The 26,124-nt window shown below is 67.6% G+C and carries 25 protein-coding genes and 2 riboswitches; of the genes, 9 read left to right on the top strand and 16 right to left on the bottom strand.

Annotated elements, in window-relative coordinates:
• Nucleotides 1-26: 26 nt before the first annotated feature.
• Nucleotides 27-1,985, bottom strand: coding sequence for a lytic transglycosylase domain-containing protein (locus KHO22_RS09950; RefSeq protein WP_211946967.1), 1,959 nt, complete (start codon nucleotides 1,983-1,985; stop codon nucleotides 27-29).
• A gap of 112 nt (nucleotides 1,986-2,097) precedes the next feature.
• On the opposite strand from KHO22_RS09950, the gene KHO22_RS09945 reads away from it, so the two are divergent.
• Complete coding sequence (locus KHO22_RS09945; RefSeq protein WP_211946966.1) at nucleotides 2,098-2,688, top strand: 5-formyltetrahydrofolate cyclo-ligase; 591 nt, start codon at nucleotides 2,098-2,100, stop codon at nucleotides 2,686-2,688.
• 43 nt (nucleotides 2,689-2,731) lie between these two features.
• Here the strand turns inward: KHO22_RS09945 and KHO22_RS09940 are convergent, their stop codons facing one another.
• The 5 genes from KHO22_RS09940 to ahcY form a co-directional block, all read right to left on the bottom strand.
• Nucleotides 2,732-3,475 (bottom strand): Mut7-C ubiquitin/RNAse domain-containing protein, encoded by a 744-nt coding sequence (locus tag KHO22_RS09940; RefSeq protein ID WP_211946965.1) that lies wholly within the window; start codon nucleotides 3,473-3,475, stop codon nucleotides 2,732-2,734.
• A gap of 37 nt (nucleotides 3,476-3,512) precedes the next feature.
• The gene (locus KHO22_RS09935; RefSeq protein ID WP_211946964.1) at nucleotides 3,513-3,875 is read right to left on the bottom strand and encodes a TfoX/Sxy family protein; all 363 of its coding nucleotides are present in this window, start codon (nucleotides 3,873-3,875) and stop codon (nucleotides 3,513-3,515) included.
• Between the two features lie 2 nt (nucleotides 3,876-3,877).
• A complete protein-coding gene (gene metF / locus KHO22_RS09930) occupies nucleotides 3,878-4,708 on the bottom strand; it encodes a methylenetetrahydrofolate reductase [NAD(P)H] (RefSeq protein WP_211946963.1) in 831 nt (276 codons plus the stop codon).
• Between the two features lie 60 nt (nucleotides 4,709-4,768).
• Entirely contained in the window at nucleotides 4,769-5,119 is a 351-nt protein-coding gene (locus KHO22_RS09925; protein WP_211946962.1) for a phage holin family protein, read from the bottom strand.
• A gap of 63 nt (nucleotides 5,120-5,182) precedes the next feature.
• Nucleotides 5,183-6,601 (bottom strand): adenosylhomocysteinase, encoded by a 1,419-nt coding sequence (gene ahcY, locus KHO22_RS09920; protein WP_211946961.1) that lies wholly within the window; start codon nucleotides 6,599-6,601, stop codon nucleotides 5,183-5,185.
• A 154-nt stretch (nucleotides 6,602-6,755) separates the two neighbouring features.
• Nucleotides 6,756-6,837: riboswitch (S-adenosyl-L-homocysteine riboswitch) on the bottom strand.
• Between the two features lie 71 nt (nucleotides 6,838-6,908).
• Here ahcY and thiD point away from each other — a divergent pair.
• A complete protein-coding gene (gene thiD / locus KHO22_RS09915) occupies nucleotides 6,909-7,745 on the top strand; it encodes a bifunctional hydroxymethylpyrimidine kinase/phosphomethylpyrimidine kinase (protein WP_211946960.1) in 837 nt (278 codons plus the stop codon).
• 11 nt (nucleotides 7,746-7,756) lie between these two features.
• Nucleotides 7,757-8,191: a PGDYG domain-containing protein gene (locus tag KHO22_RS09910; protein ID WP_211946959.1), complete on the top strand. Its 435-nt coding sequence runs from the start codon at nucleotides 7,757-7,759 to the stop codon at nucleotides 8,189-8,191.
• A gap of 269 nt (nucleotides 8,192-8,460) precedes the next feature.
• Here the strand turns inward: KHO22_RS09910 and KHO22_RS09905 are convergent, their stop codons facing one another.
• The 6 genes from KHO22_RS09905 to thiC all read right to left on the bottom strand — a co-directional run bounded on the left by KHO22_RS09905 (nucleotide 8,461) and on the right by thiC (nucleotide 14,514).
• Nucleotides 8,461-8,913 (bottom strand): PaaI family thioesterase, encoded by a 453-nt coding sequence (locus KHO22_RS09905; protein WP_211946958.1) that lies wholly within the window; start codon nucleotides 8,911-8,913, stop codon nucleotides 8,461-8,463.
• 198 nt (nucleotides 8,914-9,111) lie between these two features.
• On the bottom strand, nucleotides 9,112-10,248 hold the full coding sequence (locus KHO22_RS09900) for a thiamine phosphate synthase (protein WP_211946957.1): 1,137 nt from the start codon (nucleotides 10,246-10,248) through the stop codon (nucleotides 9,112-9,114).
• A complete protein-coding gene (locus KHO22_RS09895) occupies nucleotides 10,245-11,081 on the bottom strand; it encodes a thiazole synthase (RefSeq protein WP_211946956.1) in 837 nt (278 codons plus the stop codon). Before KHO22_RS09895 ends, KHO22_RS09900 begins: the two co-directional genes overlap by 4 nt.
• A 5-nt stretch (nucleotides 11,082-11,086) precedes the next feature.
• Nucleotides 11,087-11,284 carry a sulfur carrier protein ThiS gene (gene thiS, locus KHO22_RS09890; RefSeq protein WP_211946955.1) on the bottom strand — a complete coding sequence of 66 codons (198 nt, stop codon included), beginning with the start codon at nucleotides 11,282-11,284 and terminating at the stop codon, nucleotides 11,087-11,089.
• Nucleotides 11,285-11,294: 10 nt separating this feature from the next.
• Nucleotides 11,295-12,503: an FAD-dependent oxidoreductase gene (locus KHO22_RS09885; protein WP_211946954.1), complete on the bottom strand. Its 1,209-nt coding sequence runs from the start codon at nucleotides 12,501-12,503 to the stop codon at nucleotides 11,295-11,297.
• Nucleotides 12,504-12,633: 130 nt separating this feature from the next.
• Entirely contained in the window at nucleotides 12,634-14,514 is a 1,881-nt protein-coding gene (gene thiC, locus KHO22_RS09880; RefSeq protein ID WP_211946953.1) for a phosphomethylpyrimidine synthase ThiC, read from the bottom strand.
• 101 nt (nucleotides 14,515-14,615) lie between these two features.
• Nucleotides 14,616-14,718, bottom strand: a riboswitch (TPP riboswitch).
• A gap of 200 nt (nucleotides 14,719-14,918) precedes the next feature.
• Here thiC and KHO22_RS09875 point away from each other — a divergent pair.
• Nucleotides 14,919-16,580 (top strand): acyl-CoA dehydrogenase family protein, encoded by a 1,662-nt coding sequence (locus KHO22_RS09875; protein WP_211946952.1) that lies wholly within the window; start codon nucleotides 14,919-14,921, stop codon nucleotides 16,578-16,580.
• A 15-nt stretch (nucleotides 16,581-16,595) separates the two neighbouring features.
• Here KHO22_RS09875 and KHO22_RS09870 read toward each other — a convergent pair whose 3' ends face one another.
• On the bottom strand, nucleotides 16,596-18,275 hold the full coding sequence (locus tag KHO22_RS09870) for a GMC family oxidoreductase (protein WP_211946951.1): 1,680 nt from the start codon (nucleotides 18,273-18,275) through the stop codon (nucleotides 16,596-16,598).
• 124 nt (nucleotides 18,276-18,399) lie between these two features.
• On the opposite strand from KHO22_RS09870, the gene KHO22_RS09865 reads away from it, so the two are divergent.
• Nucleotides 18,400-18,579, top strand: coding sequence for a hypothetical protein (locus tag KHO22_RS09865; protein ID WP_211947157.1), 180 nt, complete (start codon nucleotides 18,400-18,402; stop codon nucleotides 18,577-18,579).
• Between the two features lie 14 nt (nucleotides 18,580-18,593).
• Here KHO22_RS09865 and KHO22_RS09860 read toward each other — a convergent pair whose 3' ends face one another.
• Together KHO22_RS09860 and metK are read right to left on the bottom strand one after the other, a co-directional pair.
• Entirely contained in the window at nucleotides 18,594-19,505 is a 912-nt protein-coding gene (locus KHO22_RS09860; protein ID WP_230426818.1) for a Kdo hydroxylase KdoO, read from the bottom strand.
• 193 nt (nucleotides 19,506-19,698) lie between these two features.
• The gene (gene metK, locus KHO22_RS09855; RefSeq protein ID WP_211946949.1) at nucleotides 19,699-20,862 is read right to left on the bottom strand and encodes a methionine adenosyltransferase; all 1,164 of its coding nucleotides are present in this window, start codon (nucleotides 20,860-20,862) and stop codon (nucleotides 19,699-19,701) included.
• 307 nt (nucleotides 20,863-21,169) lie between these two features.
• On the opposite strand from metK, the gene KHO22_RS09850 reads away from it, so the two are divergent.
• The 4 genes from KHO22_RS09850 to KHO22_RS09835 all read left to right on the top strand — a co-directional run bounded on the left by KHO22_RS09850 (nucleotide 21,170) and on the right by KHO22_RS09835 (nucleotide 24,776).
• The gene (locus KHO22_RS09850) at nucleotides 21,170-22,057 is read left to right on the top strand and encodes a lysophospholipid acyltransferase family protein (protein WP_211946948.1); all 888 of its coding nucleotides are present in this window, start codon (nucleotides 21,170-21,172) and stop codon (nucleotides 22,055-22,057) included.
• On the top strand, nucleotides 22,054-22,947 hold the full coding sequence (locus KHO22_RS09845) for a lipid A biosynthesis lauroyl acyltransferase (RefSeq protein WP_211946947.1): 894 nt from the start codon (nucleotides 22,054-22,056) through the stop codon (nucleotides 22,945-22,947). Before KHO22_RS09850 ends, KHO22_RS09845 begins: the two co-directional genes overlap by 4 nt.
• 44 nt (nucleotides 22,948-22,991) lie before the next feature.
• Nucleotides 22,992-23,858: a diaminopimelate epimerase gene (gene dapF, locus KHO22_RS09840; protein WP_211946946.1), complete on the top strand. Its 867-nt coding sequence runs from the start codon at nucleotides 22,992-22,994 to the stop codon at nucleotides 23,856-23,858.
• Nucleotides 23,859-23,966: 108 nt separating this feature from the next.
• A complete protein-coding gene (locus KHO22_RS09835) occupies nucleotides 23,967-24,776 on the top strand; it encodes a polyphosphate kinase 2 family protein (RefSeq protein ID WP_211946945.1) in 810 nt (269 codons plus the stop codon).
• Between the two features lie 27 nt (nucleotides 24,777-24,803).
• Here KHO22_RS09835 and KHO22_RS09830 read toward each other — a convergent pair whose 3' ends face one another.
• Entirely contained in the window at nucleotides 24,804-26,102 is a 1,299-nt protein-coding gene (locus tag KHO22_RS09830; RefSeq protein ID WP_211946944.1) for a patatin-like phospholipase family protein, read from the bottom strand.
• Between the last annotated feature and the right edge of the window lie 22 nt (nucleotides 26,103-26,124).

Raw genomic sequence — 26,124 nt, 5'->3', positions numbered from 1 at the left:
CCCGCAGAGGCGGGGCGCGCACCCGGTCAGGGCAGGCTGGTGGTAGTCACCGCCGACGGTGCAACCTGGCCCAGGCGCGACTTCAGCGACTGGGGCCGGCCACTCATCAATGCAGCATAGTACGTGGCGTTGGAAAGCACATTCTTCACGTACGTGCGCGTTTCGTTGAACGGAATGGTCTCGGCGAAGATGGCGCCTTCGACCGGACGCGACAGCGTGCTGCGCCAGGCCTTGGGCCGTCCCGGGCCGGCGTTGTAGGCGGCCGAGGCCAGCGTCCAGGAGCTGTCCAGGTCGGTCAGCACCATGCTCAGGTAGTTGGTGCCGAGCAGGATGTTGATGTTGGGGTCACCCATCATCGACGGCGAGAAGTCCGCCATGCCGATCTTGCGCGCGACATACTTGGCCGTGGCCGGCATCACCTGCATCAGGCCATGCGCTCCGGCCGAGGAACGCGCGCTCATGATGAAGCGCGATTCCTGGCGGATCAGGCCGTAGGCCCACGCCATGTCGAGGCCGACGTCGTCGGTGGCGCGCTGCATGATGTCGCGGTAGGGCATCGGGAAGCGCAGCGAGAAATCATGCTCGGCGCGCGTGCGGTCCGCGGTATTGACGGTGCGGTCCAGCAGCTCGATCCGGCGCGCGTACTCGGCCGCGGCCAGCAGCTCGCGGTCGCTCATGCCGCGCAGTTCCCAGTTCCATTCACGGGTGCCCTCGAAGCGCAGGTTCAGTTCGTAGAGCTTCTGCGCGCGCTGGAAGCCCGCGCGGCTGCGCATGGCCATGGCCTCGGCGTCGCTCACGGTGGTGCGCGCCGGCAGCGTGATGCGGTTGCCGAGTTCTTCGCTGGCGAGCTGGCCGTAGAAATTGAACTGGCCGGCGATCTGCTGGTACTGCTGCTGGGCCTCGGCGTCGCGGCCGTCAGCCTTCAGCGAGCGGCCGTACCAGTAGGTCCAGGCCGGATCCTTGGCGCGCAGTTCGGGGCGCATTATCTCGATGGCCTGCCGCACCTGCTTCCAGTCGCCCTGGCGCAGCGCCGCGCGCACGCGCCATTCCTGCGATTCGTCGGACAGCCACTGGTTGCCGCCCAGGTCCATCTGGCGGCGGTAGTAGCCGGCGGCGTCCGGCAAAAGCTTCTTGGCGGCATACTGCCCCACCACGCCCCACGCCGCGCCCTGCTCGTCGCGCGACAGGCTGCCGGCGCTGGCGCCCAGGTAGGCCGCGGCCTGGGACGGATCATTGCGCGCCATCTTGACCACGGTGGCCAGCGTGTCGCTGTCCACGCGCGCATCGGGCACCGTGGCCGCGATCCGGCCGGCCAGCGAAACCAGGTTCTGTTCCAGCGCCTGGCGCGCCTGGAAGGCGACATCGCTGCGCTGGATCTGCTGGCTCTGCGCCAGGTAGCCGATCAGGTCGACGCAGCCTTCGCCGTAGTAGCGCACATCGCTCAGCACGTTGCGCGTGTCGGCTGCCACGTTCTGGCCCTTGAGCGCGCGCGACAGCAGCGCGTAGCACTCGACCTGCGTGTCGTCCTTGAGCACGAACTGCGGGTACTCCGCGTCGAAGTTGGCCCAGTCGCGCTTCTTGCCGAGCACCAGCAGCCAGTCGTTGCGCATGCGGTCGGCGATGGCCTCGCCCTTGTAGCGCTGCAGGAAGGCGCGCACCTGGTCGTCGGGCGCATCGATGCGCGCCAGGCCGCTGCCGTCGAACATCTGCGGCTTGATGCGGAAGTACTCGACGTACGACGGGATCGGGTAGTCCACCAGCGTCGCCGAGATCGCATAGGCGCGGTCCGCATCGTTCTTGCGGGCCGCTTCGCGCAGCGCGGTGAAGGCGTCATCCGGGTCGGACGGAATGACCGGCGGCTGGGGCGCGCGCACAGCCGGTTGCTGCGGGCGCTTTTGCGCCAGCACGGGGGTGGCAAGCAAGGCACACGCCACGGCGACCCATGCGGCCCGGCCGGCACGCCGCAGATATACTCCCTTCAGCATTCTTTGCTTCCTTGTTATTGACGCCAAGCCGCGCCGCGCATGCCGGGGACATCGCCCCGCCTGCGCGCAGCCGCCGTCAGTGTTGGTTTGTTCGCAGACATTATCCCACGCCATGTCAGCCGCCCATCCGCCTTCGCCGCCACCCGGCACCGGCGCCGACGAAGATCGCCGCGCCCTGCGCACGCGCCTGCTCGCGCAGCGCGCGGCCGTGCCCGACCGCGCCGGCGCCGAAGCCCGCATCGCCGCCAGCCTGCTGCCGCTGCTCGAACGGCTGGCGATCCGCTGCCTCGGTTTCTACTGGCCCATCCAGCAGGAATTCGATGCCCGAGCCGTCGTGACGCGGTGGCTGGCCGCCGACGCCGGCCGCCATGCCGCGCTGCCGGCAGTCAGCCGCCCCGGCGTGCCGCTCGACTTCCATCTCTGGACCCCGCAGACCCCGATGACCAGCGGGCACTACGGCATTCCGGTACCGGACGGCACCGACGCGGCACAGCCCGATGCCCTGCTCATTCCCTGTGTCGGTTTCAGCCCCGACAAGTTCCGTCTCGGTTACGGCGGCGGCTTCTACGACCGCACGCTGGCGGCAATGCCGACGCCGCCAGTCGCCATCGGCATTGGCTTCGAGGCCTGCCGCATCGCGCTGCAGGCGCGCGAGCATGACTTGCCGATGGACTGGATCGTCAGCGAAGCCGGCGTGTTCTGACGCCAGCACTAACGGTGAAATCGCGCGAGGCTTGAGGACGGCCTCAGCCGGCGCCGACCAGTTCGTCCACGAGCGTGCGCATGCAGCGCCAGTGCGAACCTTCCCAGAACACGCGCCGGCACTGCTCGCAGGTGACAAAGCGCTCATGGCGCTCCAGCACCGCGGGCGGCACGCGCCCCGTCACGGCCTCCCGCGCCACGTGCTGCAGCGGTGCGTTGCAGTCCAGGCAAAGCGAGAACGGCCGCGCACTGCGGGCCAGGTCGAGCCGGCTGAAGATCTCGCGCACTTGCGGCGTGGACTTGATCGCGCGCACGTAGCAGCCGTGGGTGATGCCGCGGCGCTTGAGCAGTTCGCGGTCGCGCGTCAGCACGATGCGGCCTTCCTGCGCGGCGATACGCTCGATCTCGCTGTCTTCGAAGTGGTTGTCGTAGAGGGTGTCGAAGCCCATCATGCGCAGCAGGTGCGCCAGGCCGCCCAGGTGCGCGTCGGCCACGAAGTGCATGATCCGCAGCGGGTGTGCGCGTACCCGCAGCAGCGTGGAGACATCGAGGCATTCGAACTTGGGATAGACCGAAACGCGGTCGCCATCGCTCAGCATGCGGTCGAAACCTGACGATTCGCCGTTGACCAGGATGAGTTCGACCTCGGTATGCGGCACGCCGAGCGCCTCGATCATGTGCTTGACCGTGGCGGCGCGCGCGCAGGGGCACGACAGGTCACGCCCGCGCTGGTCCGGCGCGAGGAAGTCGTTCAGCTCCTCGTAGAAGCGGAAAGTGGCGGTGACCATGGCGCCGAGTATGACACCGTTGGCGCTGTGTCGGAACTCAGCCCTTCTGGTTCGCCAGCCGCAGCGCCGCTTCCACCGCCATCTGCGCCCACGGCGTCATCGCCGCCGGCGATTCCAGGCATTCCGGCGGCAGCGCCAGGTAGTGGCGCAAGGTCACATCACCTCTCAACGACTGGTAACTGAACGCATGGCTGCCCTGGGCTTCGAAGCGCGCCAGGGTCTTGTCGTCGGCCTTGAGATAGCACTGCCCGTCGCTGACCAGCGCGAACATCAGCCCGTCGTAGAACAGGCCGTGCCCGCCGAACATGCGGCGCGCGGAAATCGGGCCGATGCGCGCCGCCAGCGGCCCCATCAGTTCGAGCAGGTGCTCGATGAATGGATCGGGTCGGCGCGCGGCCACGCTCAGAGCTTCAGGCGCTGCCAGATCGCCTTGGTGGCGCCGGCCGCGTTGAGCGTATAGAAATGCAGGCCCGGCACGCCCCCGGCCAGCAGGCGCTCGCACAGCGCCGTGACCACGTCCAGGCCGAACGCGCGGATCGACTCGCGGTCGTCGCCGAAGCCCTCGAGCCGCTTGGCCACCCAGCGCGGCACTTCGGCGCCGCACATCTCGGAGAAGCGCATCAGCTGCGAGTAGTTCGTGATCGGCATGATGCCCGGCACGATCGGCACGTCCACGCCCATGGCGCGCGCATCATCGAGGAAGCGGAAGTACGCGTCGGCGTTGAAGAAATACTGCGTGATGGCGGAGTTCGCGCCGGCCTTCACCTTGCGCACGAAGTTCTCCAGGTCGTGGCGCGGCGACCTGGCCTGCGGATGATATTCCGGATAGGCCGCCACTTCGATCTGGAACCAGTCGCCGGTCTCGGCGCGGATGAACTCGACCAGCTCGTTGGCGTAGCGGAATTCACCGATCTCGCCCATGCCCGAGGGCATGTCGCCGCGCAGCGCGACGATATGGCGGATGCCGCCGTCGCGATACTGCTGCAGGATCGCGCGGATGCTCTCGCGCGAGGAGCCGACGCACGACAGGTGCGGCGCGGCCTCGATGCCTTCGCGCTGGATTTCCAGCACGGCGTCGAGCGTACCCTGCTGCGTGGTGCCGCCGGCACCGAACGTCACCGAGATGTACTTCGGGTTGAGCGGAGCGAGCTGCGCGCGCGTGTTGCGCAGCTTCTCGGCGCCCTCCGCCGTCTTGGGCGGGAAGAATTCAAAGCTGTAGTAGCGGTCTTGCATGATAGTGGCGCGCCGCGTTGGCGCGGCGCGCAAGGTAGGACCCGCGGCAGTGCGTGGCCGTCAGGCCGCGCGTTCGCCCAGCAGCAGGCTGGACAGCAGCCACGAGATCACGCTGTACAGGATGGAGCCCAGCAGGGCCGCCCCGAAGCCGCCGACCGAAAAGCCCGACAGCAGGTTGCCGACGAACAGGAACAGCAGCGCGTTGATCACGAAAATGAAGAGCCCGAGCGTCAGCACCGTCACCGGCAGCGTCAGGATCACCAGGATCGGCCGGATCAGCGTATTGACCAGGCCCAGCACCAGCGCGGCCAGCATCGCCGAGCCGAAGCTCTGGAGATGGATCGACGGCAGGATGTACGGCAGCATGAACAGCGACACGGCATTGATGATCCAGACGATCAGCAGTCTCATGACGGCTCCTTGAAAGCGGTTTTTCCCCCTCTCCCGTTCATGGGAGAGGGGAGCTTCTTCCGATCAATAGCGGTAGTGATCGGCCTTGTACGGGCCTTCCTTCTTCACGCCGATGTAGGCGGCTTGCTGCTCGGTCAGCTCGGTCAGCTGCGCGTTCAGCTTCCTGAGCTGCAGGCGGGCGACCTTCTCGTCCAGGTGCTTGGGCAGCGTGTAGACGCCCACCGGGTACTTGCCGCTGTCGCGTTCCTGCCAGAGTTCGATCTGCGCGATGGTCTGGTTGGCGAACGAGCTGCTCATCACGTACGACGGGTGGCCCGTGGCGCAGCCCAGGTTCACCAGGCGGCCCTTGGCCAGGATGATCAGTTTCTTCCCGTCCGGGAACTTGACGTGGTCGACCTGCGGCTTGATCTCGTCCCACTCGTACTTCTCGATCGAGGCGATGTCGATCTCGTTGTCGAAGTGGCCGATATTGCAGACGATGGCCTGGTCCTTCATTTTGGCCATGTGGTCATGCGTGATGACGTGGTAGTTGCCGGTGCAGGTGACGAAGATATCGCCGTGCTCGGCGGCGTAGTCCATGGTCACGACGCGGTAGCCTTCCATGGCGGCCTGCAGCGCGCAGATCGGGTCGATCTCGGTGACCCACACCTGTGCGGACAGTGCGCGCAGTGCCTGCGCGCTGCCCTTGCCGACGTCGCCGTAGCCGGCCACCACGGCGACCTTGCCCGCGATCATCACGTCGGTGGCGCGCTTGATGCCGTCCACCAGCGATTCGCGGCAGCCGTACAGGTTGTCGAACTTGCTCTTGGTGACCGAGTCGTTGACGTTGATGGCCGGGAACTTCAGGTCGCCCTTCTGCGCCATCTGGTACAGACGGTGCACGCCAGTGGTGGTTTCCTCGGTCACGCCGCGGATGGCGGCCAGGTTGCGGCTGTACCAGCCCGGGTCCCTGGCCAGCTTTTCCTTGATCGCGGCGAACAGGAAGGTCTCTTCCTCGCTGCCCGGATTGGCGATCAGCGAAGCGTCCTTCTCGGCCTTGGCGCCCAGGTGCAGCAGCAGCGTGGCATCGCCGCCGTCGTCCAGGATCATGTTCGGGGTGCCGCCGTCGGCCCAGTCGAAGATGCGGTGCGTGAAGTCCCAGTATTCCTTCAGCGACTCGCCCTTGAATGCGAACACGGGGGTGCCGCCCGCGGCGATCGCGGCAGCGGCGTGGTCCTGCGTCGAGAAGATGTTGCACGAGGCCCAGCGCACGTCGGCGCCCAGCGCCGCGAGCGTCTCGATCAGCACGGCGGTCTGGATGGTCATGTGCAGCGAGCCGGCGATGCGCGCGCCCTTGAGCGGCTGCGCGGCGGCGAATTCGTCACGGATCGCCATCAAGCCCGGCATTTCGGTCTCGGCGATGGCGATTTCCTTGCGGCCCCAGCCGGCCAGGCCGATGTCGGCCACGAGGTAGTCTTGCTTCAGGTCGGTCACAGCGTTCATGTTTCACTCCCGGTGAAGAGTGGACGACGGTGACGGGCGGGAAATCAGGCCGCGCTCCACATCGGCATGAAACGATATGCGTAGCATATGCGTAACATGCGCGCAACATGGGTGAAGCGGGCGGATAGGTCGACTCGCCACCGTGCAGACCACGGATCAGCGAGCGCCGTTGAAGACAGTCCGAGCCTGGCGGAGGGCATGTTACGCCACGATCCGTTGCAACGCTCCTCGGAGTGGCGGTATTGTAGCCTGCCCGGCGTCCACCCGTACCAACGCCGCCTGGCTTTTTTTCGGCTCACTTATTGACATGACCCCGACACCACCCCGCACCCTTTCCATCGCAGGTTCCGACTCGGGCGGCGGCGCCGGCATCCAGGCCGACCTCAAGACGTTCTCGGCGCTGGGCTGCTTCGGCATGAGCGCCATCACTGCCATCACCGCCCAGAACACGCTGGGCGTCACCGGCGTGCATGCGATTCCCGCCGACATGGTGGCTGCGCAGATCGACGCGGTGGCCGGCGATATCGGCGTCGATGCGGCCAAGACCGGCATGCTGGGCACCGCGGCCATCGTCGAAGCCGTGGCCGCCGCGGCGGACCGCCACGGCATCCGCAAGCTGGTGGTCGACCCGGTGATGATCTCCACCTCGGGCGCGACGCTGTCGGATGACGCCACCAGCCAGGCCATGGTGCGCCTGCTGTTCCCGCGCGCCGTGCTGGTGACGCCCAACCTGCCCGAAGCCTCCTACCTGCTGGGCCGGCCGATCACGCGCCGCGCCGAAATGGAGCAGGCCGCCGCCGACCTGATCGCGATGGGCTGTGCCGCAGTGCTGCTCAAGGGCGGCCACCTCGACGACGATGGTCCGGCGAGTGCGAACGGCGCGCTGGACGACCTGCTGATGCTTGCCGACGGCACCGTGCGCGTGTTCACGCATCCGCGCATCGACACGAACAACCTGCATGGCACCGGCTGTACGCTGGCTGCCGCCATCACGTCGCAACTGGCGCGCGGCGACACGCTGGAAGACGCGGTCAGCAAGGGACTGGACTTTGTGGCGCAGGCGATTGCCGCCGGCGCCAGCCTGAGACTTGGTGCGGGCAACGGCCCGCTCAACCACGCCTTCGCACCGCGCGTGCTGGGCTGAACGGAGCCGATATGCAGCAACTGACCGACATCGACCTGCGCGAGGACCCCGCTGCCGCGCGCTACGTCAAGGAAGAGCAGGTACAGGTGATGTTTGCCGCCAATGCCGGCGAACTGGAGAGCCGCGAAGGCCCCAACCGCTACCGCGTCGGGGACGCCATCGTCACGGGCGCGACCGGCGACCGCTGGGTCGTCTCGCGCGAGCGCTTCGACCCGAAGTACGTGGCATTGGCGCCGTCCGCGCACGGCGAGGACGGACCCTACCGCAACAAGCCGGTACCCGTGCTGGCGCGGCGCATGGAAGAGGCCTTCAGCATCGCGCGTTCGGATGGCGGCGATATGCTGCACGGCAAGCCCGGCGACTGGCTGATGCAATACGCGCCCGGCGACTACGGCATCACCGAGCAGGCGCGTTTTGCGGCGGTGTACCGCCGCCTGCCAGACTAAGAACCCATTTCAGAATGAGGAAGGGGACGCGTTCCATCCAGGCGTGGCGCAGGCTAGGCGTGGGCCGCCGGCCTTGGTCATTCCAAGGTCAAGGCCCGCAACGACGCATGCGCCACGCCAGGATGGAACCCGAAGGGAAGGCTGTTGCCGGGCCGCAAGGCGTCGTTGTGGCCTCCTTGCGTGGAATGCCACGCGGCGTCGGCCACGCCTAGCCCTGCGGCCCGGCAACAGCCTTCGCGCCCCTTCCTCATGCTGAAATGGGTTCTAAATCAGTTGCCGCCGCTGGACAGCGGCACCAGCTTGAACGCCGCGCGCGCGACGCACACCACCGTGCCCGAGGCGTCCTTCACCTCGCCTTCGCAGAAGGCGATGCGGGCGCCACGGCGCAGGCAGCGGGCCTCGAGCGTCAGCTCGCCACGCGCCGCGGCCAGGAAATGCGTGGACATGTCGATCGTGATCACGCCGGTTTCCGTGGGCGCGTGCGAGCGCGCCGCGCCGCTCAGCGTGAAGTCCAGCGTTGCCATCAGCGTGCCGCCATGCACGTCGCCGCGGCTGTTCACGAGCTGCGGGTGCGCCGGCAGGCGCGTGCGGCAATAGCCCTCTTCAATCAGCTCCGGCTGCAGGCCGAAATAGCGCATCAGCGGGATGTCGATGCCAAAGTACGGCTTTTCGGGCGTGCCGGGCGCGGCGGGGACGATTTCGGAAACGGGCTGGCTGGACATGATGAGGAGCGCTGGATGATGGGCCGGGGATGCTGCACGCCATGATAGCGGCGGGGTCAGATCAGGTTCCCGTGGCTGGGCGAATGTCGCACAAATCTTGTGGCATGTGCCGCTGTTTCCTCCCGCCTCGCAGCGCGGCTGGCATGGATGACGGTGGCTTGCCAGGCAGGACAAGCCACCGGTATGCCATTACTGCCATTACACCTGCGCGAACACCCCTGTCAACTGCGCCACCGCCGCGGCCACGTCATCCGCCTCGGTAACCGCCCGCACCACGGCGGCGCTGCCGACGCCGACGGCGAGCACTTCCCGCATGTTCGACCCGTTGACGCCGCCAATGCCGACCAGCGACGGAATCACGGGCTGCATCAGCTTCACATAGGCCCGGAAGCGCCCCATTCCCTGTGGCGCAGTCGGCATGACCTTGGTGGTGGTCGGGAAGATCGCTCCCAGCGCAAGGTAGCTCGGCCGGATCGCCGCCACGCGCACCATCTCCGCATAGCCGTGCGTGGACACGCCCAGACGCAGGCCAGATGCACGCAGGGCATCGAGGTCGGCCTCATCCAGGTCTTCCTGGCCGAGGTGAATGCCATAGATGCCGCTGTCGCCGCCGCTGGCGGCATGCAGATCGACGGCTACCCGCCAGTGGTCATTGATGAACAGCCGCGACTGCGACCCCTTTGCCGCCTGCGCAGCGCGCGCCACTTCGGCGCGCACCGCGGCGGGATCATCCGACTTGAAGCGCAACTGCACCGTCGGCACGCCGAGCGGCACCAGTCGCTCGATCCATTCGGCACTGGGCACCACGGCGTAAAGGCCAAGCGCCGGCGGGCAAGGCGCAAAAGCCGGCACGGCGGCTTCCGGCGCCACCAGCGCGGCATGGCGCACGCGCGGGAAGCGCTCGAACTCCGTCGGCCACTCGGCCGAGCCCGGACGCCACGCACGCGCCAGGCACAGCGCGTCATGCGCGGGGAAATGCAGCGACAGGCTGGCCAGCAGCACCGCGACGAACGCCGGCGAGTGTGCATGGTCATCGTCCGCACGAACGGAAAGCACCCACGTGCCCATCGGCGAGCGCACGGTATCGATCCAGTGCCCGCCTTCGCGGTCGGTCTCGATCAGCGTGGCGCCGGCGGCGGCCACGCGTGCGATGACATCGGCATCGGCCTCGCCATCGGACAGCAGCACGTCGTGCGCGCCGGGGCTGGCGGGCGCGTCGGCGAGCCGCCATGCCTGCCACGGGTGTTCGGACACGCCAAAGGTCTCGCCGTAGTGCTCCAGCACGGCCAGGCGCAGCGGGCCGTCGCTTGCGGCATGTACCGCGTGGCGGGTCATGCGCGATGCTCCGCGCCTTCGGCGTGCCAGAACGGCATGCCGACCACCGGGGTGCTGGCCTGCGCGACTTCGCGCTCGGGCATCGGCCCCGCCAGATAGGCAGTCCGGCCCGCTTCCACGGCCTGCGCGAAAGCGCGCGCCATGTTGACCGGGTAGGCGGCCTGCGCCACGGCGGTATTCAGCAGCACGCCGTCATAGCCCCACTCCAGCACCTGCGCCGCATGCGACGGCAGGCCCAGGCCGGCATCGACGATCAGCGGGGTGTCGGGCAGGCGCTCGCGCAGCACGCGCATGGCATGCGGGTTGATGGCGCCGCGGCCGGTGCCGATCGGCGCGGCCCATGGCATCAGCGCCTGGCAGCCCACGTCGAGCAGGCGGCGGCACAGCACCAGGTCTTCCGTGCAATACGGCAGCACCTTGAAGCCTTCCCTGATCAGCGTTTCCGCCACGGCGGGCAGGTTCAGCGTGTCGGGCTGCAGCGTGTAGTCATCGCCGATCAGCTCCAGCTTGATCCAGTCGGTCTCGAACACCTCGCGCGCCATCATGGCGGTGGTGATGACCTCTTGCGGAGCAAAGCAGCCGGCGGTGTTGGGCAGCACCGGCACGCCCAGCCCCTTGAGCATCTGCCAGAAGGCCTGGCCGCCCTCGCCTTCGCCCACCGCGCCCTGGCGGCGCAGCGCCACGGTCACCATGGCCGGGCGCGAGATTTCCACGGCCGCCTGCAGCGTGGCCGGCGACGGGTAGCGGGCCGTGCCCAGCAGCAGGCGCGAGTCGAAGGACTCGCCATAGAGCACGAACGGGTCGCGCAGGGTTTCTGTCGGTTCGAATGTCATGGGGGTCAGCCTCCCGTCACGGGTTGGACGAGGTCGATGCGGTCGCCGGCCGCGAGTGGCGTGGCCGCGTGCGCCGCGCGCGGCACGAACTGGCCATTGACCGCCGCGGCGAACGGCGGGGCAATCTTGGCCGCGACCACCGCGTCCGCCAGCGTGGCGGCGTCGGCGACAACGAGGGGGCGGCCGTTCAGCAGGATATCCATGGGTTCAGCATCAGTGCAGCAGGCCGGTGTGGCCCACGGGGGCCTCGGCGAGCGCGGGTGTTTCCGTCACGGCCTCGATCATGCCGGGCCAGCGCAGCGCGGCCGGCACCGCATGCGCGGCCGGTTCATCATTGAGCAGCGCGCTGACCACGGCACAGGCCGCTTCGGTGACCGCGGGCGCGATCAGGAAGCCGTGCCGGTACAGGCCGTTCACGCGCACCACGCGCGCCTGCTGGTCCACGCGGATCGCGGGCAGGTGGTCGGGACGCGTGGGGCGGCGCTGCACGTTCAGTTCGAGCACGCGTGCCTCGCCGAACGCCGGATGCAGCGAGTGCGCCGCCGACAGCAGCTCCAGCGCGGAACGCACGCTCACCGGAGAGTCGTCCTCGCTCTCCAGTTCGGTGGCGCCGATCACGTACAGGTCGTTGGGCTTGGGCGCGATATAGATCGGATAGCGCGGATGCAGCAGGCGCACCGGGCGGTGCAGCTTCACGTCGGGCGCATGCACGCGCACGACCTCGCCACGCAGCCCGCGCAGGCCCGGCATGGCGCCGTGGCCGTCCTTGCCGGGCTCGGCCGGCCACGCGGCGCGCGCGCCCAGGCCGCGGCAATCAAGCACCACGCGTGCGCGGATGCCGTGCGACGGCAGCGACGCAACGTCGACCTCACCGGCTTCCCAGACGCAATGCACGCCTTCGCTGACCGCGCACGACAGCAGCGCGCGCAGCGCGCCGCGGTTGTCGAGCTGGCCTTCGCCGGCCAGCAGCAGGCCCTGCGGGAAGCGGCCCGCCAGCGCGGGCTCGACTTCGCCCACGCCCTTGCCATCCAGCGCGCGCATCCGCTGCGCCACCAGTTCCGGCGGCGACACCGCGCGCACCCGGCTGGTAAACAGCGACATCTCGGCGCGGTCACGCGCATGCCAGACCACCAGCGTGCCGTCCTCCTGGAAGAACACCGGCTCGGGCAACTGCGCGAGCCAGGCGCGCCACAGGTCGACGCTGGCGATGCCAAGGTCGACGATGCGGCGCTCGGCGATGGCGGACTCCGCCAGCGGCGCCAGCATGGCGGCGGCCACGTACGCGGCGGAGCCGGAACCATCCGGGCTGCCGCGCTCGACCAGCGCCACGCGCGCGCCCTGGCGCACCAGCTGCCACGCGGCCAGGCGCCCGGCCAGGCCGGCACCGAGGATGGCGACATCAAAGGACTGCACTGCTGTCATGGGTTGCGTGCCGGCGCACGGCGCATCGGGCGCGCCGCCTCCGGACTCCTGTTATCCGTTGCCCGCGCGCGGGGCGCTGCGCGACAGGCGAAGAAACGCGGGCATGGCTGCGAACCATGCCCGTACTGCCTTACGAGTAGATCTTGCTGCCCTTCTTCAGGAACTCGATCGACTTCTCTTCCATGCCCTGCTGCGCTTCCTTCGGCAACGACGCCGCGTAGTCGCGCACTTCCTGCGTGATCTTCATCGAGCAGAACTTCGGCCCGCACATCGAGCAGAAGTGGGCAATCTTGGCGCCTTCGGCCGGCAGCGTGGCGTCGTGGTACGAACGCGCGCGCTCGGGGTCCAGGCCCAGGTTGAACTGGTCTTCCCAGCGGAACTCGAAGCGTGCCTTCGACAGCGCGTTGTCGCGCAGCTGCGCGCCGGGCCAGCCCTTGGCCAGGTCGGCGGCGTGGGCGGCAATCTTGTAGGTGATGATGCCCTCGCGCACGTCTTCCTTGTCCGGCAGGCCTAGGTGTTCCTTCGGCGTGACGTAGCACAGCATGGCGGTGCCCATCCAGCCGATGTTGGCCGCGCCGATGCCGCTGGTGATGTGGTCGTAGCCCGGGGCGATATCCGTCACGAGCGGCCCGAGCGTATAGAACGGCGCCTCGTAGCAGTGCTTCAGCTCTTCATCCATATTGGCCTGGATGCGCTGCAGCGGCACGTGGCCCGGGCCTTCGATCATGACCTGCACGTCGTGCTTCCATGCCTTGGCGGTCAGCTCGCCGAGCGTGCGCAGCTCGCCGAACTGGGCATCGTCGTTCGAGTCGGCGATGCAACCCGGACGCAGGCCGTCGCCGAGGCTGAACGACACGTCGTACGCCTTCATGATTTCGCAGATCTCGTCGAAGTGCGTGTACAGGAAGTTTTCCTTGTGGTGCGCCAGGCACCACTTGGCCATGATCGAGCCGCCGCGCGAGACGATGCCCGTCACGCGATCGGCTGTCATCGGCACATAGCGCAGCAGCACGCCGGCGTGGATCGTGAAGTAGTCCACGCCCTGCTCGGCCTGCTCGATCAGCGTGTCGCGGAACATTTCCCAGGTCAGGTCCTCGGCGATGCCGCCGGTCTTGTCCAGCGCCTGGTAGATCGGCACCGTGCCAATGGGTACCGGCGAGTTGCGCAGGATCCATTCACGCGTTTCGTGGATGTGCTTGCCGGTCGACAGGTCCATGATGGTGTCGGCGCCCCAGCGGATCGACCACACCATCTTTTCCACTTCCTCGGCCAGCGACGAGGTCACGGCGGAGTTGCCCAGGTTGCCGTTGATCTTGACGCGGAAATTGCGCCCGATCGCCATCGGCTCCAGCTCGGTGTGGTTGATGTTGGCGGGAATGATCGCGCGGCCCGAGGCGATTTCCTGGCGCACGAATTCCGGCGTGATGTCTTCCGGACGCAGCGGCAGGCCGGCGCCCAGCGCGTTGCCCGGGTGCTGGCGCAGCAGCGCCTTGTATTCCGGCTTGTCGTACAGCGCTTGCAGGTTCAGCGATTCGCGCAGCGCCACGTATTCCATTTCCGGCGTGATGATGCCCTTGCGCGCATAGTGCATCTGCGACACGTTGGCGCCGGCCTTGGCACGGCGCGGGTTGGTCAGCTGGGCAAAACGCAGGTGCGCGGTAGCCGGGTCGTTGGCGCGGTCGCGGCCGTATTCCGACGACAATCCGCGCAGCACTTCGGTGTCGCCGCGATCGTCGATCCACTTCGCGCGCAGCGCCGGCAGGCCGGCCTTCAGGTCGATGTGCACGTCCGGGTCGCTGTACGGACCCGAGGTGTCGTACACCGGGATCGGCGGATTGGGCATATCGCCCTTGTCGGTGCGCGTGGACGTCTGCAGGATGGTACGCAGCGGCACGCGAATGTCCGGGCGGCTGCCGGTCAGGTAGGTCTTGCTGGAAGCCGGGTAGGCGAATTTCTGGTCGAGGTCGCTCTCGAGCGATTCGAAGGAAGCAGCGGGGGCAGTACGGGCCATGGGTGTCGTCCTCTCTCTTGCGGGGGTGGACGAAACCAGGAGCCCTGTGAGCGCCGCCGGGGCCTGAGGCCAGGAGGCGAGTCCCGGAGGGACAAGAGCGTTTGGTCTTTCTAGAAACTTCCCACGCCGGTACTAACCGGATCGGGTTCGAAGGGACTCTCTCAGCTCGCACGGCCCATCCGTACGGCACCCCTGTTTCATCCAACGGGGTGAATTTAAGCACAAGCACCCGGCCGGCGCCAGTGCCAGTTTCCAGTCATTGGTGGTGCCACAGCTGTGCGCAGGAGTATCGAATTCCCGATGCTGCACCGCAAGAACCGACCAAACGGGCACGACGGCGCACTCTGATGGCAAGCTGCGTGCTCTACCATGCAATCAAACGGCAAGCCGATCGAGGAGACATCATGACCGACGCCGCCACGCACCGCGTCTTCAACCAGGTGCCGGATCTCGCGCACTACAACCTCTTTGGCTGCGACCCGATCGTCAGCGACGCACTGGAGCGCCTGGGCGGCGGCTGGCATGCCGCGGCGCTGGCCGGCTATGGCGCGCGCCTGGGCGAGCCCGAGGTACAGGCCTGGGGCGCCGATGCCAACCGCTATGCGCCCGAGCTGCATACGCACAGCCGCACCGGCGAGCGCGTCGACCAGGTCACTTTCCACCCGAGCTGGCATGCGCTGCTGGCGCTGCTGCGCGGCCAGCAACTGCAGGCACTGCCGTTCGCCGAACCGCGCCCGGGCGCGTGGACGGCGCGCACGGCGGGCTATTTCCTGCAGGCGCAGGTCGAATCGGGGTCGCTGTGCCCGATCACCATGACGTTCGCGAGCATTCCCGTCCTGCGCAAGGAAACCGCGCTGTTCGCCGAACTCGGGCCGCGCCTGTATGCGAAGGACCATGATGCGCGCGACCTGCCGTGGCGCGACAAGACCGCCATCATGATCGGCATGGGCATGACCGAGAAGCAGGGCGGTTCCGACGTGCGCGCCAACTCCACGGTGGCCCTCCCCGTGCGCGGCGAGGGCCGTGGCGCCGAATACCTGCTGACGGGCCACAAGTGGTTCTTCTCGGCGCCGATGTGCGATGCGCACCTGGTGGTCGCGCGCATGGGCGCCGAAGACGGGCCGCTGTCGTGCTTCTTCGTGCCGCGCTTCCGGGACGACGGCAGCAAGAACCCGATCCTGATCCAGCGCCTGAAGGACAAGCTCGGCAACCGCTCCAACAGCAGCAGCGAAGTCGAATTCCGCGAGGCCAGCGGCATCCTGATCGGCGAGGAAGGCCGCGGCATCCCGACCATCATCGAGATGGCGACGAGCACGCGGCTCGACTGCGTGATCGGCAGCGCCGCGATCCTGCGCGCCGCCTATGTCCAGGCCCTGCACCACACGCGCCACCGCAGCGCCTTCGGCCGCCTGCTGGCCGACCAGCCGCTGATGCGCAACGTGCTGGCCGACCTGGCGCTCGAAAGCGAGGCCGCCACGCTGCTGATGATGGAACTGGCCCATGCCTTCGAGCATGCCGACAGCGACCCGCTTGCCGCCGCGTGGAAACGCGTGGTAACGCCCGCAGCCAAGTTCTGGGTGTGCAAGCGCGCGATCGAGGCCACCGGCGAGGCCATGGAAGTCTGGGGCGGCAACGGCTATGTCGAAGAGGGCCCGATGGCGCGCCTCTATCGCGAAGCGCCGGTCAACTCGATCTGGGAAGGCTCGGGCAACATCATGTGCCTGGACGTGCTGCGCGCGATCCAGCGCACGCCCGATGACGCGGCGCTGCTGCTGCAGGACCTGTCGCGCCGCGCCACGGCCCACCCGGCCGTGAGCGCGGAGCTGGCCTTGCTGCAGGCCATGCTGCGCGAACCGGCGGAACGGCTTGAAGCCAATGCCCGCCGCTTCGCGCAGGGACTGGTGCTGACCGCACAGGCCGCCTTGATGCTCGCGCATGCCGACGCCGAAAACGCCGAAGCCTTTGTCGCGAGCCGGCTGGGCCGGCAGCACGGGCGCGTGTTCGGCACGCTCGACCTCGAAGCCGAGGCCCTCAAGCGGGTGTTCGAGCGCGGCTGGAGTGCCTGAGGACAGTCCTGCGCCTCAGGCTTCCATGGTCTCGCGGATTCGCAGCAGCACGCGCGGCGCGTAGCGGATCAGGTCGTGCGCGCGCTCGCCGATCATGATGGCCGGCGCGTTGGTGTTGCCGCCGACCAGCGACGGCATGATCGAGGCATCCACCACGCGCAGGCCCTCGACCCCGCGCACGCGCAGTTGCGGATCGACCACCGCCAGCGCATCCATGCCCATGCGGCATGTGCCCACCGGGTGGTAGATGGTGTCCGCGTGTTCGCGGATCATCTCGCGCACGGCCGCATCGTCGCTGCCGTCGGCACGCAGGTGCGCGGAATACAGCTCGCGGCCGCCAAAGCACGCAAGCTGCGGCTGGGCGAAGATCCGGCGCACGATCTTCACGCCGGCCACCATGTCGTCGAGATCGCGTGGATCGGAAAGATAGCCGGGGTCGATGCGCGGTGGCCGCCGCATGTCGGGCGAATCGAGCCGCACTTCGCCGCGGCTGCGCGGGCGCAGCACGCACACGTGGCAGGAATAGCCATGGCCGAAGCGGATCGTGCGCATATGGTCGTCGGCCATGCCCACCACGAAATGCAGCTGCAGGTCGGGCTCGGCCAACTCGGGACGGCTGCGCAGGAACGCGCCCGCCTCGGCAAAGTTCGAACTCATCATGCCCGCGCGCTCGCGCCGGTAGCGCAGCATCTCCGACAACAGGTGCATGGCGCCGCCGAGCGACAGCCCGAACAGTTCCGGCGCGGCCAGGCGCTTGTGCAGGATGATGTCGAGATGGTCCTGCAGGTTGCCGCCCACGCCGGGCAGGTCATGCACCACCGCTATGCCATGCTCGCGCAGGTGCGCCGCGGGCCCGACACCCGATGCCATCAGCAGTTGTGGCGAGCCGAAGGTGCCGGCTGACAGGATCACGTCACGGCGCGCGCGCAGCAGGTGCTCGCGGCCATTGCGCACAGCCAGTACGCCCACCGCATGCCTGCCTTCGAAAACAATGCGCTGCACCTGCATGCCGGTCAGCACGTGCAGGCCGGCACGTCCGCCGTTACAGGCCTTGTCGCGTGCGTTGCCGCCATGCAGGTAGGCACGCGCGGCGTTCCAGCGCTCGCCCTCGTGCTGTGTGACCTGGTACCAGCCGACACCTTCCTGCTCCTCGCCGTTGAAGTCGTCGTTGCGCACATGGCCGGCCTGTTGCGCGGCGTCGATGAAATGCTGGCCGAACGGATTGGGCGTGCGCAGGTCCGACACATGGAGCGGGCCCGTGCCGCCATGCAGCGGATCGTCGTCGCTGCCGGCCACGCGCGCGTTGCACTCGGCGCGGCGGAAGTACGGCAGGACATCGTCCCAGGACCAGCCGTCGCAGCCCGCGGCAGCCCAGGCGTCGTAATCCGCCGGCCGGCCGCGCGTATAGATCATGGCGTTGATCGACGAACTGCCGCCCAGCCCGCGTCCCCTTGGCTGGAAGCCGCGCCTGCCGTTCAGCCCGGGCTGCGGCACGGTCTCGTAGGCATAATTGCGCGCGCCGGCGCGCGGCAGCATCGCCGCGGCGCCCGCGGGTGTGCGCACCAGCACATGGTGGTCGTGACGGCCTGCCTCGATCAGCGCGATGCTGTCGCTGCCGCTGTCGGCCAGCCGACCGGCCAGCGCGCATCCGGCCGAACCCGCGCCGACAACGACATAGTCATACGTGGTTTCCATCTGTCTCCCCGCGGCCCCGGAGATTGCGGCGGGGCGTGCGCCCTCTGCCCGCTGCCGAGGATGGCAAGCCTGAAGATCAGTGTAGGCGCTGCTCCCGCGTGAAGTGAAGGCCGGCGGCCGCCGGATGCCAGGGCATTGTCGCCCACTTCGCCCGGAGGGAACCTTCTATCACGGCAAGGCCGGCTTCGAGACTTTCTCCAAGCTCAAGCCCGTGTTCCGCCAGGCGCGTCTGAACGGCGCCGGCCTGCTCGCGCCGCCCTATGGCAAGCGCTTCGAGACCATGCTGAAGATGCTGCTGCGCTGAACGCCCGTGGACGGTCAGGAGACCAGCATCGGCCGGCCCAGCATGCGTGAGAGCACGGCTTCCGGCGAATGGGTGTGGTCGGAAATCGCCTTCGGATCGAGGTAGATGGTCTGTTCCATCATCGAGCGGCCGCGCATGGCCGCGTGCAGGAGCTGGTCGCTGAACACGATCCACGTCGATCCCGGCGGGAACTGGAATTCCTGCTGCGGCACGTTGGCCTGGTAGTCCAGGTCGGCCTTGGCCAGGTCGTGCAGCTGCAGCATGCGGTGGTCGTATTCCGAGCGCTTGCGCTTGGTGATGCGGAGCTGCTTCATCAGCCACGCCTGTCCCGGCCACATGCCGTGGGTCTTCGGCACGAAACGCTGCGCGAAATCGGCGAACGGCTCGCCCACGCGCCAGACGCGCGGCGCGGCAGGGTCGATGTTGTGGAACACGCGCAGCAGGCGCTGGCCCAGCAGCGGGTTGGACGGGAAGGAATCGACATGCAGGCGCGTATCGTCCTTGCGCCAGCTCACCGGGCGACCGGCGATCTCGCTCGGGCGCAGTGACGTACCGGCGCGCGTCATGTACGGGCCGTATTCCGGGAACAGCGAGAGCACCAGCTTTTCGCTGAAGTCGGCATAGCGGCGGACCAGCCGGTAAAGGTCGGCAAGGTCCTGCTCGCTGCCCTGCGCGCCGCGCACGGCGGTGTCAGTGGCGCGCAGGTTGATGTTCTTGGACTTGCCGTCCGAATAGCGGTTGTCCAGGAACCGCTCCTCGCCCGGCTCGAAGCGAAAGCGCAGATCCGGGAAATAAAGCACCGCGCCTTGTTCGAGCTGGCGGCGCAGGTCCGCCCGCGTCGCGCCATCCACCTCGGGCGACCAGTCGGTGTACGGCTGCGGGCGGATCAGGTCGAGTTGGGCTGTGGATGTAGAAGCGGATGGCATGGGCGTTCTCGGTTTGCCGGATGCACGCATTTTACGCGCTGTTGCGGTGACGGTCGCTGCACAGGATAGGCTGGCAGGGGGAATTGTTCTTGATGGACATCAAGGCGCCGCGCACCTCGGAGCAGCGCAAACCCCCACAAAAAAACCCCGCGGGCCAACGGCCGGCGGGGCTTCGTGCCAGAGCGGCGGCGCGTTACAGGCCGGCGGCTGCCCGCAGGGCTGCGGCCTTGTCGGTCGCTTCCCACGAAAACTCCGGCTCCTCGCGGCCGAAGTGGCCGTAGGCAGCGGTCTTTTCGTAGATCGGGCGCAGCAGGTCCAGCATCTGCACGATGCCCTTCGGACGCAGGTCGAAATGCTCCAGCACCAGTTCGGCGATCTTGGCGTCAGGGATCTTGCCGGTGCCTTCCGTGTAGACGGTCACGTTGATCGGGCGCGCCACGCCGATGGCGTAGCTCACCTGCACCTGGCACTGGCGCGCCAGGCCGGCGGCGACCACATTCTTGGCCACGTAGCGGGCGGCGTAGGCAGCCGAGCGGTCGACTTTCGACGGGTCCTTGCCCGAGAACGCGCCGCCGCCGTGCGGCGAGGCACCGCCGTACGTGTCGACGATGATCTTGCGGCCGGTCAGGCCGCAATCGCCCTGCGGGCCCCCGATCACGAAGCGCCCGGTCGGGTTCACCAGGTATTTGGTGTCCTTGAGCATCTCGGGCGGCAGCACCGGCTTGATGATCTCCTCGATCACGGCTTCGCGGATCTGCGCCTGGGTGATGTCGGGAGCATGCTGCGTCGACAGGACCACGGTGTCCACGCTGTGCGGACGGCCATCGACATAGCGCACCGTGACTTGCGACTTGGCGTCCGGACGCAGCCAGGGCAGGCGGCCGTCGCGGCGCAGTTGCGACTGGCGTTCGACCAGGCGGTGCGAGTAATAGATCGGGAACGGCATCAGTTCCGGGGTCTCGTCGCAGGCGTAGCCGAACATCAGGCCCTGGTCGCCGGCACCCTGGTTCAGGTAGTCGTCGGACGCGCGGTCCACACCCTGGGCGATGTCGGGCGATTGCTTGTCGTAGGCGACCAGCACCGCGCAGCCCTTGTAGTCAATGCCGTAGTCGGTGTTGTCGTAACCGATGCGCTTGATGGTGTCGCGTGCGACCTGGATATAGTCGACGTTGGCCGTGGTGGTGATTTCCCCGGCCAGCACGACCAGCCCGGTGTTGCAGAGCGTCTCGGCAGCCACACGCGCGTACTTGTCCTGCGCCAGGAGGGCGTCCAGGACCGCGTCGGAAATCTGGTCTGCGACCTTGTCGGGATGGCCTTCGGAGACGGACTCCGAAGTGAAAAGGAAGTCGTTTGCCACGAACTTGTTCTCCAGGTTGGCTATTGCGTGCCTGCCTGTCGGATCATGGCGGCGACGCTTTAGCGGTATTTTCAGGCCGCTCGGTTAGAGCGGTATCGCCCCGCAAGTTGTCAGTTAACTCGGCGATACACGCTATTATACGCGCCTGCCGGCACAATGCAGTCCGTGGCCCCGGGCCACCGTGCGCTGGCAAACGCCGCTCCGATCCATGGTTAGCGGCAGAAACCGCCCGATCCTGAATCCCGCTTGAATATTTGAGGCTGCTTCGCCGATCTGCTCCCGCGAGGAGCATCCACCGCCACGATCGATGACTTTCCTGTTCTGGCTGATTTCCCGCCTTCCGCTGCGCCTGCTCCACGCGGTCGGCGGTGCACTCGGACTGCTGGCCGCCCGCATGCCGGGCCGTTACGGAAATCGCCTGCGGGAGAATTTCCTGCTGGCCTATCCCGACGCCACGGAACAGATGATCGCGGACGCGGCCCGGTCAGCCGGCTGCATGGCAATGGAAATGCCGTACTTCTGGAGCCGCAAGACCATCGGCGCCCGCTTGTATGGCTTTGACGATTACCTGTGGCCGGAACTGGAAAAGCTGCAGGCTCGCGGCCACGGCATCATTATCCTGACGCCTCACCTCGGCTGCTTCGAAGTGCTGCCTCAATCGCACGCATTGCTGCGCCCGGTGACGGCACTGTTCAAGCCTCCTCACCAGACATGGCTGCGCGACTGGATCGAGCGCATGCGCACCCGGCCCAACCTGGCCATGGCCCCCGCCACGCCACGCGGCGTGCGCATGCTGGTCAAGGCGCTCAAGCGCGGACAGGCCGTCGGCATCCTGCCGGACCAGGTGCCAAGCGGCGGCGAAGGCAACTGGGCCCCCTTCTTCGGCAAACCGGCCTACACCATGGCGCTGGTTCACCGCCTGCAGCAACTGACGCGCGCCCCGGTGGCCGCCATCTTCGGGGAACGCCTGCCGCGCGGCGCCGGCTATCGCGGCCACCTTCGCATCATCAACGATGGCGGCATGTTGCCGGAAGATCCCGCCGAGGCGGCCGCCGTCATCAACCGCACCATCGAGGAACTCGTGGCCATTGCGCCAACGCAGTACCTCTGGAGCTACAACCGCTACAAGACCCCCTCCGGCATAGAGCGTCCGCCTCAGGACGCGCTGCCGGCCACCGAATCCTCCCACTCATGAGCCGTATCTTTACGTGGCTTGGCATCGGTCTGCTGACCGTGCTGGGCAAGCTGCCTTATCCACTGGTTGCCCGTTTCGGCGAAGGACTGGGCAGCCTGCTTTACCTCGTACCCAGCGGCCGGCGCCGCATCGTGCAGGCGAACCTGCGCGCCTGCTTTCCCGGCAAGGGCGAGGCCGAGATCGACGCGCTGTCGCGCGAGGCGTTTCGCACCGTGTTCCGCAGCTTTGCCGAGCGCGGCATTTTCTGGACCGGCAGCGAGGCGCAGATGCGCCGCTGGGTCCAGATTGACGACCAGGCGAACCTGGTCGCCATGGATGGCACGCCGCACATCCTGGTTACGCTGCACCTGTCGGGGGTGGAAGCCGGCGCCATCCGGCTCACCATCCACCTGCGCGATCATGTGGGCCGCTCTGGTGCCTCGCTGTACACCTCGCAGAAGAACAAGCTGTTCGACGGCTTTCTCAAGCATGCGCGCGGCCGCTTTGGCGCGAAGATGATCTCGCGCAACGACAGCGCGCGCGACATCCTGCGCTGCCTGAAGAAGGGCGAGGCGCTGCAGCTCATTGCCGACATGGACTTCGGCGAGCGCGATTCGGAATACGCGCCCTTCTTCGGGGTGCAGGCGCTGACGCTGACTTCGGTGTCGCGCCTGGCGCGCATGACGGGGGCCAGGGTGGTGCCGATCTACACGGAGATGCTGCCCGACTACCAGGGCTATGTGCTGCGCATCCTGCCGGCCTGGGAAAACTACCCCGGCGACAGCGTTGCCGAGGACACGCGCCGCATGAACGCCTTCTTCGAGGACTGCATCCGCCCGCGCGTGGCCGAGTACTACTGGGTGCACAAGCGCTTCAAGAACCGCCCGCCCGGCGAAGCGCCGATCTACTGACCGCAGTCCGGCAGGCCCGGCCTGGCACGGCTACAATGCGCAGCATGAAACTCCAGTTCACCAAGATGCACGGGGCCGGCAACGACTTTGTCGTGCTCGACGGCATCCACCAGAAGCTAGACCTGACCACCGAGCAGTGGCGCGCGCTCGCCAGCCGGCATTTCGGCGTGGGCGCCGACCAGATGCTCGTCGTGGAAAAACCCACGCGCGACGATGTCGACTTCCGTTACCGCATCTTCAATGCCGACGGCAGCGAGGTGGAACATTGCGGCAACGGCGCGCGCTGCTTCGTGCGCTTTGTCACCGACAAGGGCATGACCGACAAGCGCTCGGTGCGCGTGGAGGTCATGAACGGCATCATCACGCTGACGCTGCAGGATGACGGCCAGGTCACGGTGGACATGGGCGCACCCGAACTGGAGCCGGCCCGGGTGCCGTTCCGCGCCGAAGGCCTGCCGACACGCGCACAGGGCGAGGACACCCTCTACGGACTGGAGGTCAACGGCCGCACCGCGTGGATTTCCGCCGTGTCGATGGGCAATCCGCACGCCGTACAGGTGGTCGACAATGTCGAGGCCTTCCCGGTGCTGCAGGACGGCCCGATCGTGGAGAACCACCCCACCTTCCCGAACCGCGTGAACGCCGGCTTCCTGGAAGTGGTCGACCGCCATGCCGCCCGCCTGCGCGTGTACGAACGCGGCGCCGGCGAAACCCTGGCATGCGGCACCGGCGCGTGCGCGGCCGTCGTGGCCGGCATCCGCCGGGGCCTGCTGGATTCGCCGGTCAAGGTCCACACGCACGGCGGCGACCTGAGCATTGCCTGGGATGGCGGCACCACGCCCGTGCGCATGACCGGCCCCGCCACCACGGTGTTCGAAGGCACCATTGACCTGGCCGCACTGCCGGCGTGACCATAGGGGCCTGTGCGCCCCGCTTCGCTTCATCGCTGCGTGACCGCGGCGGGGCTTCCAGAACAAGCCGCCGGACACCTTGCCGCCGGCCAAACCGATGGAGCAGCCATGCCGCTGGACGACTACCGCATCACCTCGGGCAAGCGCTTCAACCTTGCCGGCTTCGACCCGGGCAGCAAGCCCTTCACGCAGGGCGACAAGCAGGACGACCAGGCTCGCATTGCGCAACTGAGCGGCGAACTGGATCTCGAACAGGACATCTTCTACGCCGAGCACCGGCGCAAGATCCTGGTGGTGCTGCAGGGCATGGACACCAGCGGCAAGGACGGCACGGTGCGTTCGGTGTTCCGCAGCTTCGATCCCCTCGGCATCCGCGTCGTGAGCTTCAAGGCCCCGACCCCGGAAGAACTCGCGCGTGACTACCTGTGGCGCGTGCACCTGCAGGTGCCCAGGGCCGGCGAGATCGTGCTGTTCAACCGCAGCCACTACGAAGACGTGCTGATCACGCGCGTGCACGGCTGGATCGACGGCGATGAATGCGAGCGGCGCTACCGGCAGATCCGCGCGTTCGAGACGCTTCTGACCGAGACCGGCACAACCATCGTGAAATGCTTTCTGCACATCTCGAAAGACGAGCAGAAGGCGCGCCTCGAAGCGCGCCTGGCCGATCCGCAGAAGCAGTGGAAATTCGATCCAACCGACCTGGCCGAGCGCAAGCACTGGAAGGCCTACATGGACGCCTACGAGTCGGCCATTGCGGCCACCAGCACCCCGGAATGCCCGTGGTATATCGTGCCGGCGGATTCCAAGACGCATCGCAACCTGATGGTGGCCGAAATCCTGTCCGCAGTGTTCCGCCAACTCAAGCCGGCCTATCCGCCGCCGCAGCCCGACCTGGCCAAGGTCAAGATCGAATAGCGCGATCGCGGTGGCGCCGCCGCCGCATCACTGGTGGTCGCCGTTGCCTCGATGCACGTCGTGCGTGACGAACGGATGTTCGCGGGTCGGCATGGCCAGCCAGTGCGGATGGCGCAGCGTTTCGCGGATATCGTCGAGCCCGCTGGACCAGTGCTCTTGCATGGCAAGCGAGCCGAACTGGTAGTCCTTGGCGCTGTTTTCGAAGGACTTGTCGCGATAGATCAGCTGGATCACGTTGCGGCGTGCATCGCACGCATGCTCGGCCGCGCGGCGGTACCAGTCGCTGTCGCGCTTTGACGCCGGCACCAGCGCCATCACTTCACTGAGCATGCGCCGGAAGTTCTGCTGCTCGCGCATGTAGTCGGTGATCGTGCGCGTACGGCTGGAGTACTGGATGTCCTTCTGGCGCTCGGCCACGTCGCTGAGGTCGTGCGGCAGCTTGCCGCGTGCGCTCCAGAGGTCGACCTGAAAGATCAGCGCGTCGCGGCGGGGCTGGGCGGTGAGCACTTCGGCCAGCGGCGTGTTGGAAACCAGCCCGCCATCCCAGTAGTACTCGCCGTCGATCTCCACCGCGGGGAAACCCGGCGGCAACGCCCCGGAAGCCATGAAGTGCTCGGGACGCAGGGTGTCGCGCGTATTGTCGAAATAGGCGAAGTTGCCGGTCCGGACATTGACCGCGCCCACCGACACCCGCATCTCCCTGGGCCGGTTGATCAGGTCGAAATCGGCAAAGCGCTCGAGCGTGGCCTTGAGCGGCGTGGTGTCGTAGTAGCTTGCGCGCGTCGGATCGGAATAGCGCGTGACCAGTTCAAGCCAGTTGCGTGGCATGAAGAACCCGCGCTGGCCTTCGAACATGGCGCGCGCGGCATGCAGGCCGTCAAACCAGACGCGCAGCGGTTCGGGCCAGGACTCCGCGTTCTCGAACATGGCCGAATGCGAAAGGCTCGGCAGCCACGGCTGCGCGCAGATGTATTCCCAGAACGCGCGCAACTGCTCCACGCGCCGCTCGGGCGGATTGCCCGCGATGATCGCCGCATTCAGCGCGCCGATGGAGATGCCGGCGACCCAGTTCGGGTAGATGCCGCCTTCGGCAAGGCCCTGGTAGACGCCAGCCTGGTAGGCACCAAGCGCGCCGCCGCCCTGCAGCACCAACGCGCGCACGGCGTAGGCCTCATGGGGTGGGCGGCCTGGTTCGGGGCCCTTGGGCAGGTCTTCGGCGGCCCCGCAAGGCTCTACCGGCGCCAGCGCCGGCGCCTTGCGCTGGCGCACGGGCTTTGCTCGCCGTCCCCCGGCTTCCTGGGTTTCCTGCCGCTCTTTGCCCGCCACGCCATGCTCCTTGCCAAGTGAA

The organism is Cupriavidus yeoncheonensis, from assembly GCF_905397275.1.
Lineage (GTDB): Bacteria > Pseudomonadota > Gammaproteobacteria > Burkholderiales > Burkholderiaceae > Cupriavidus > Cupriavidus yeoncheonensis.
Note: the sequence above shows the minus strand (reverse complement) of the source record. Positions and strands in the feature narration are given on the sequence as shown.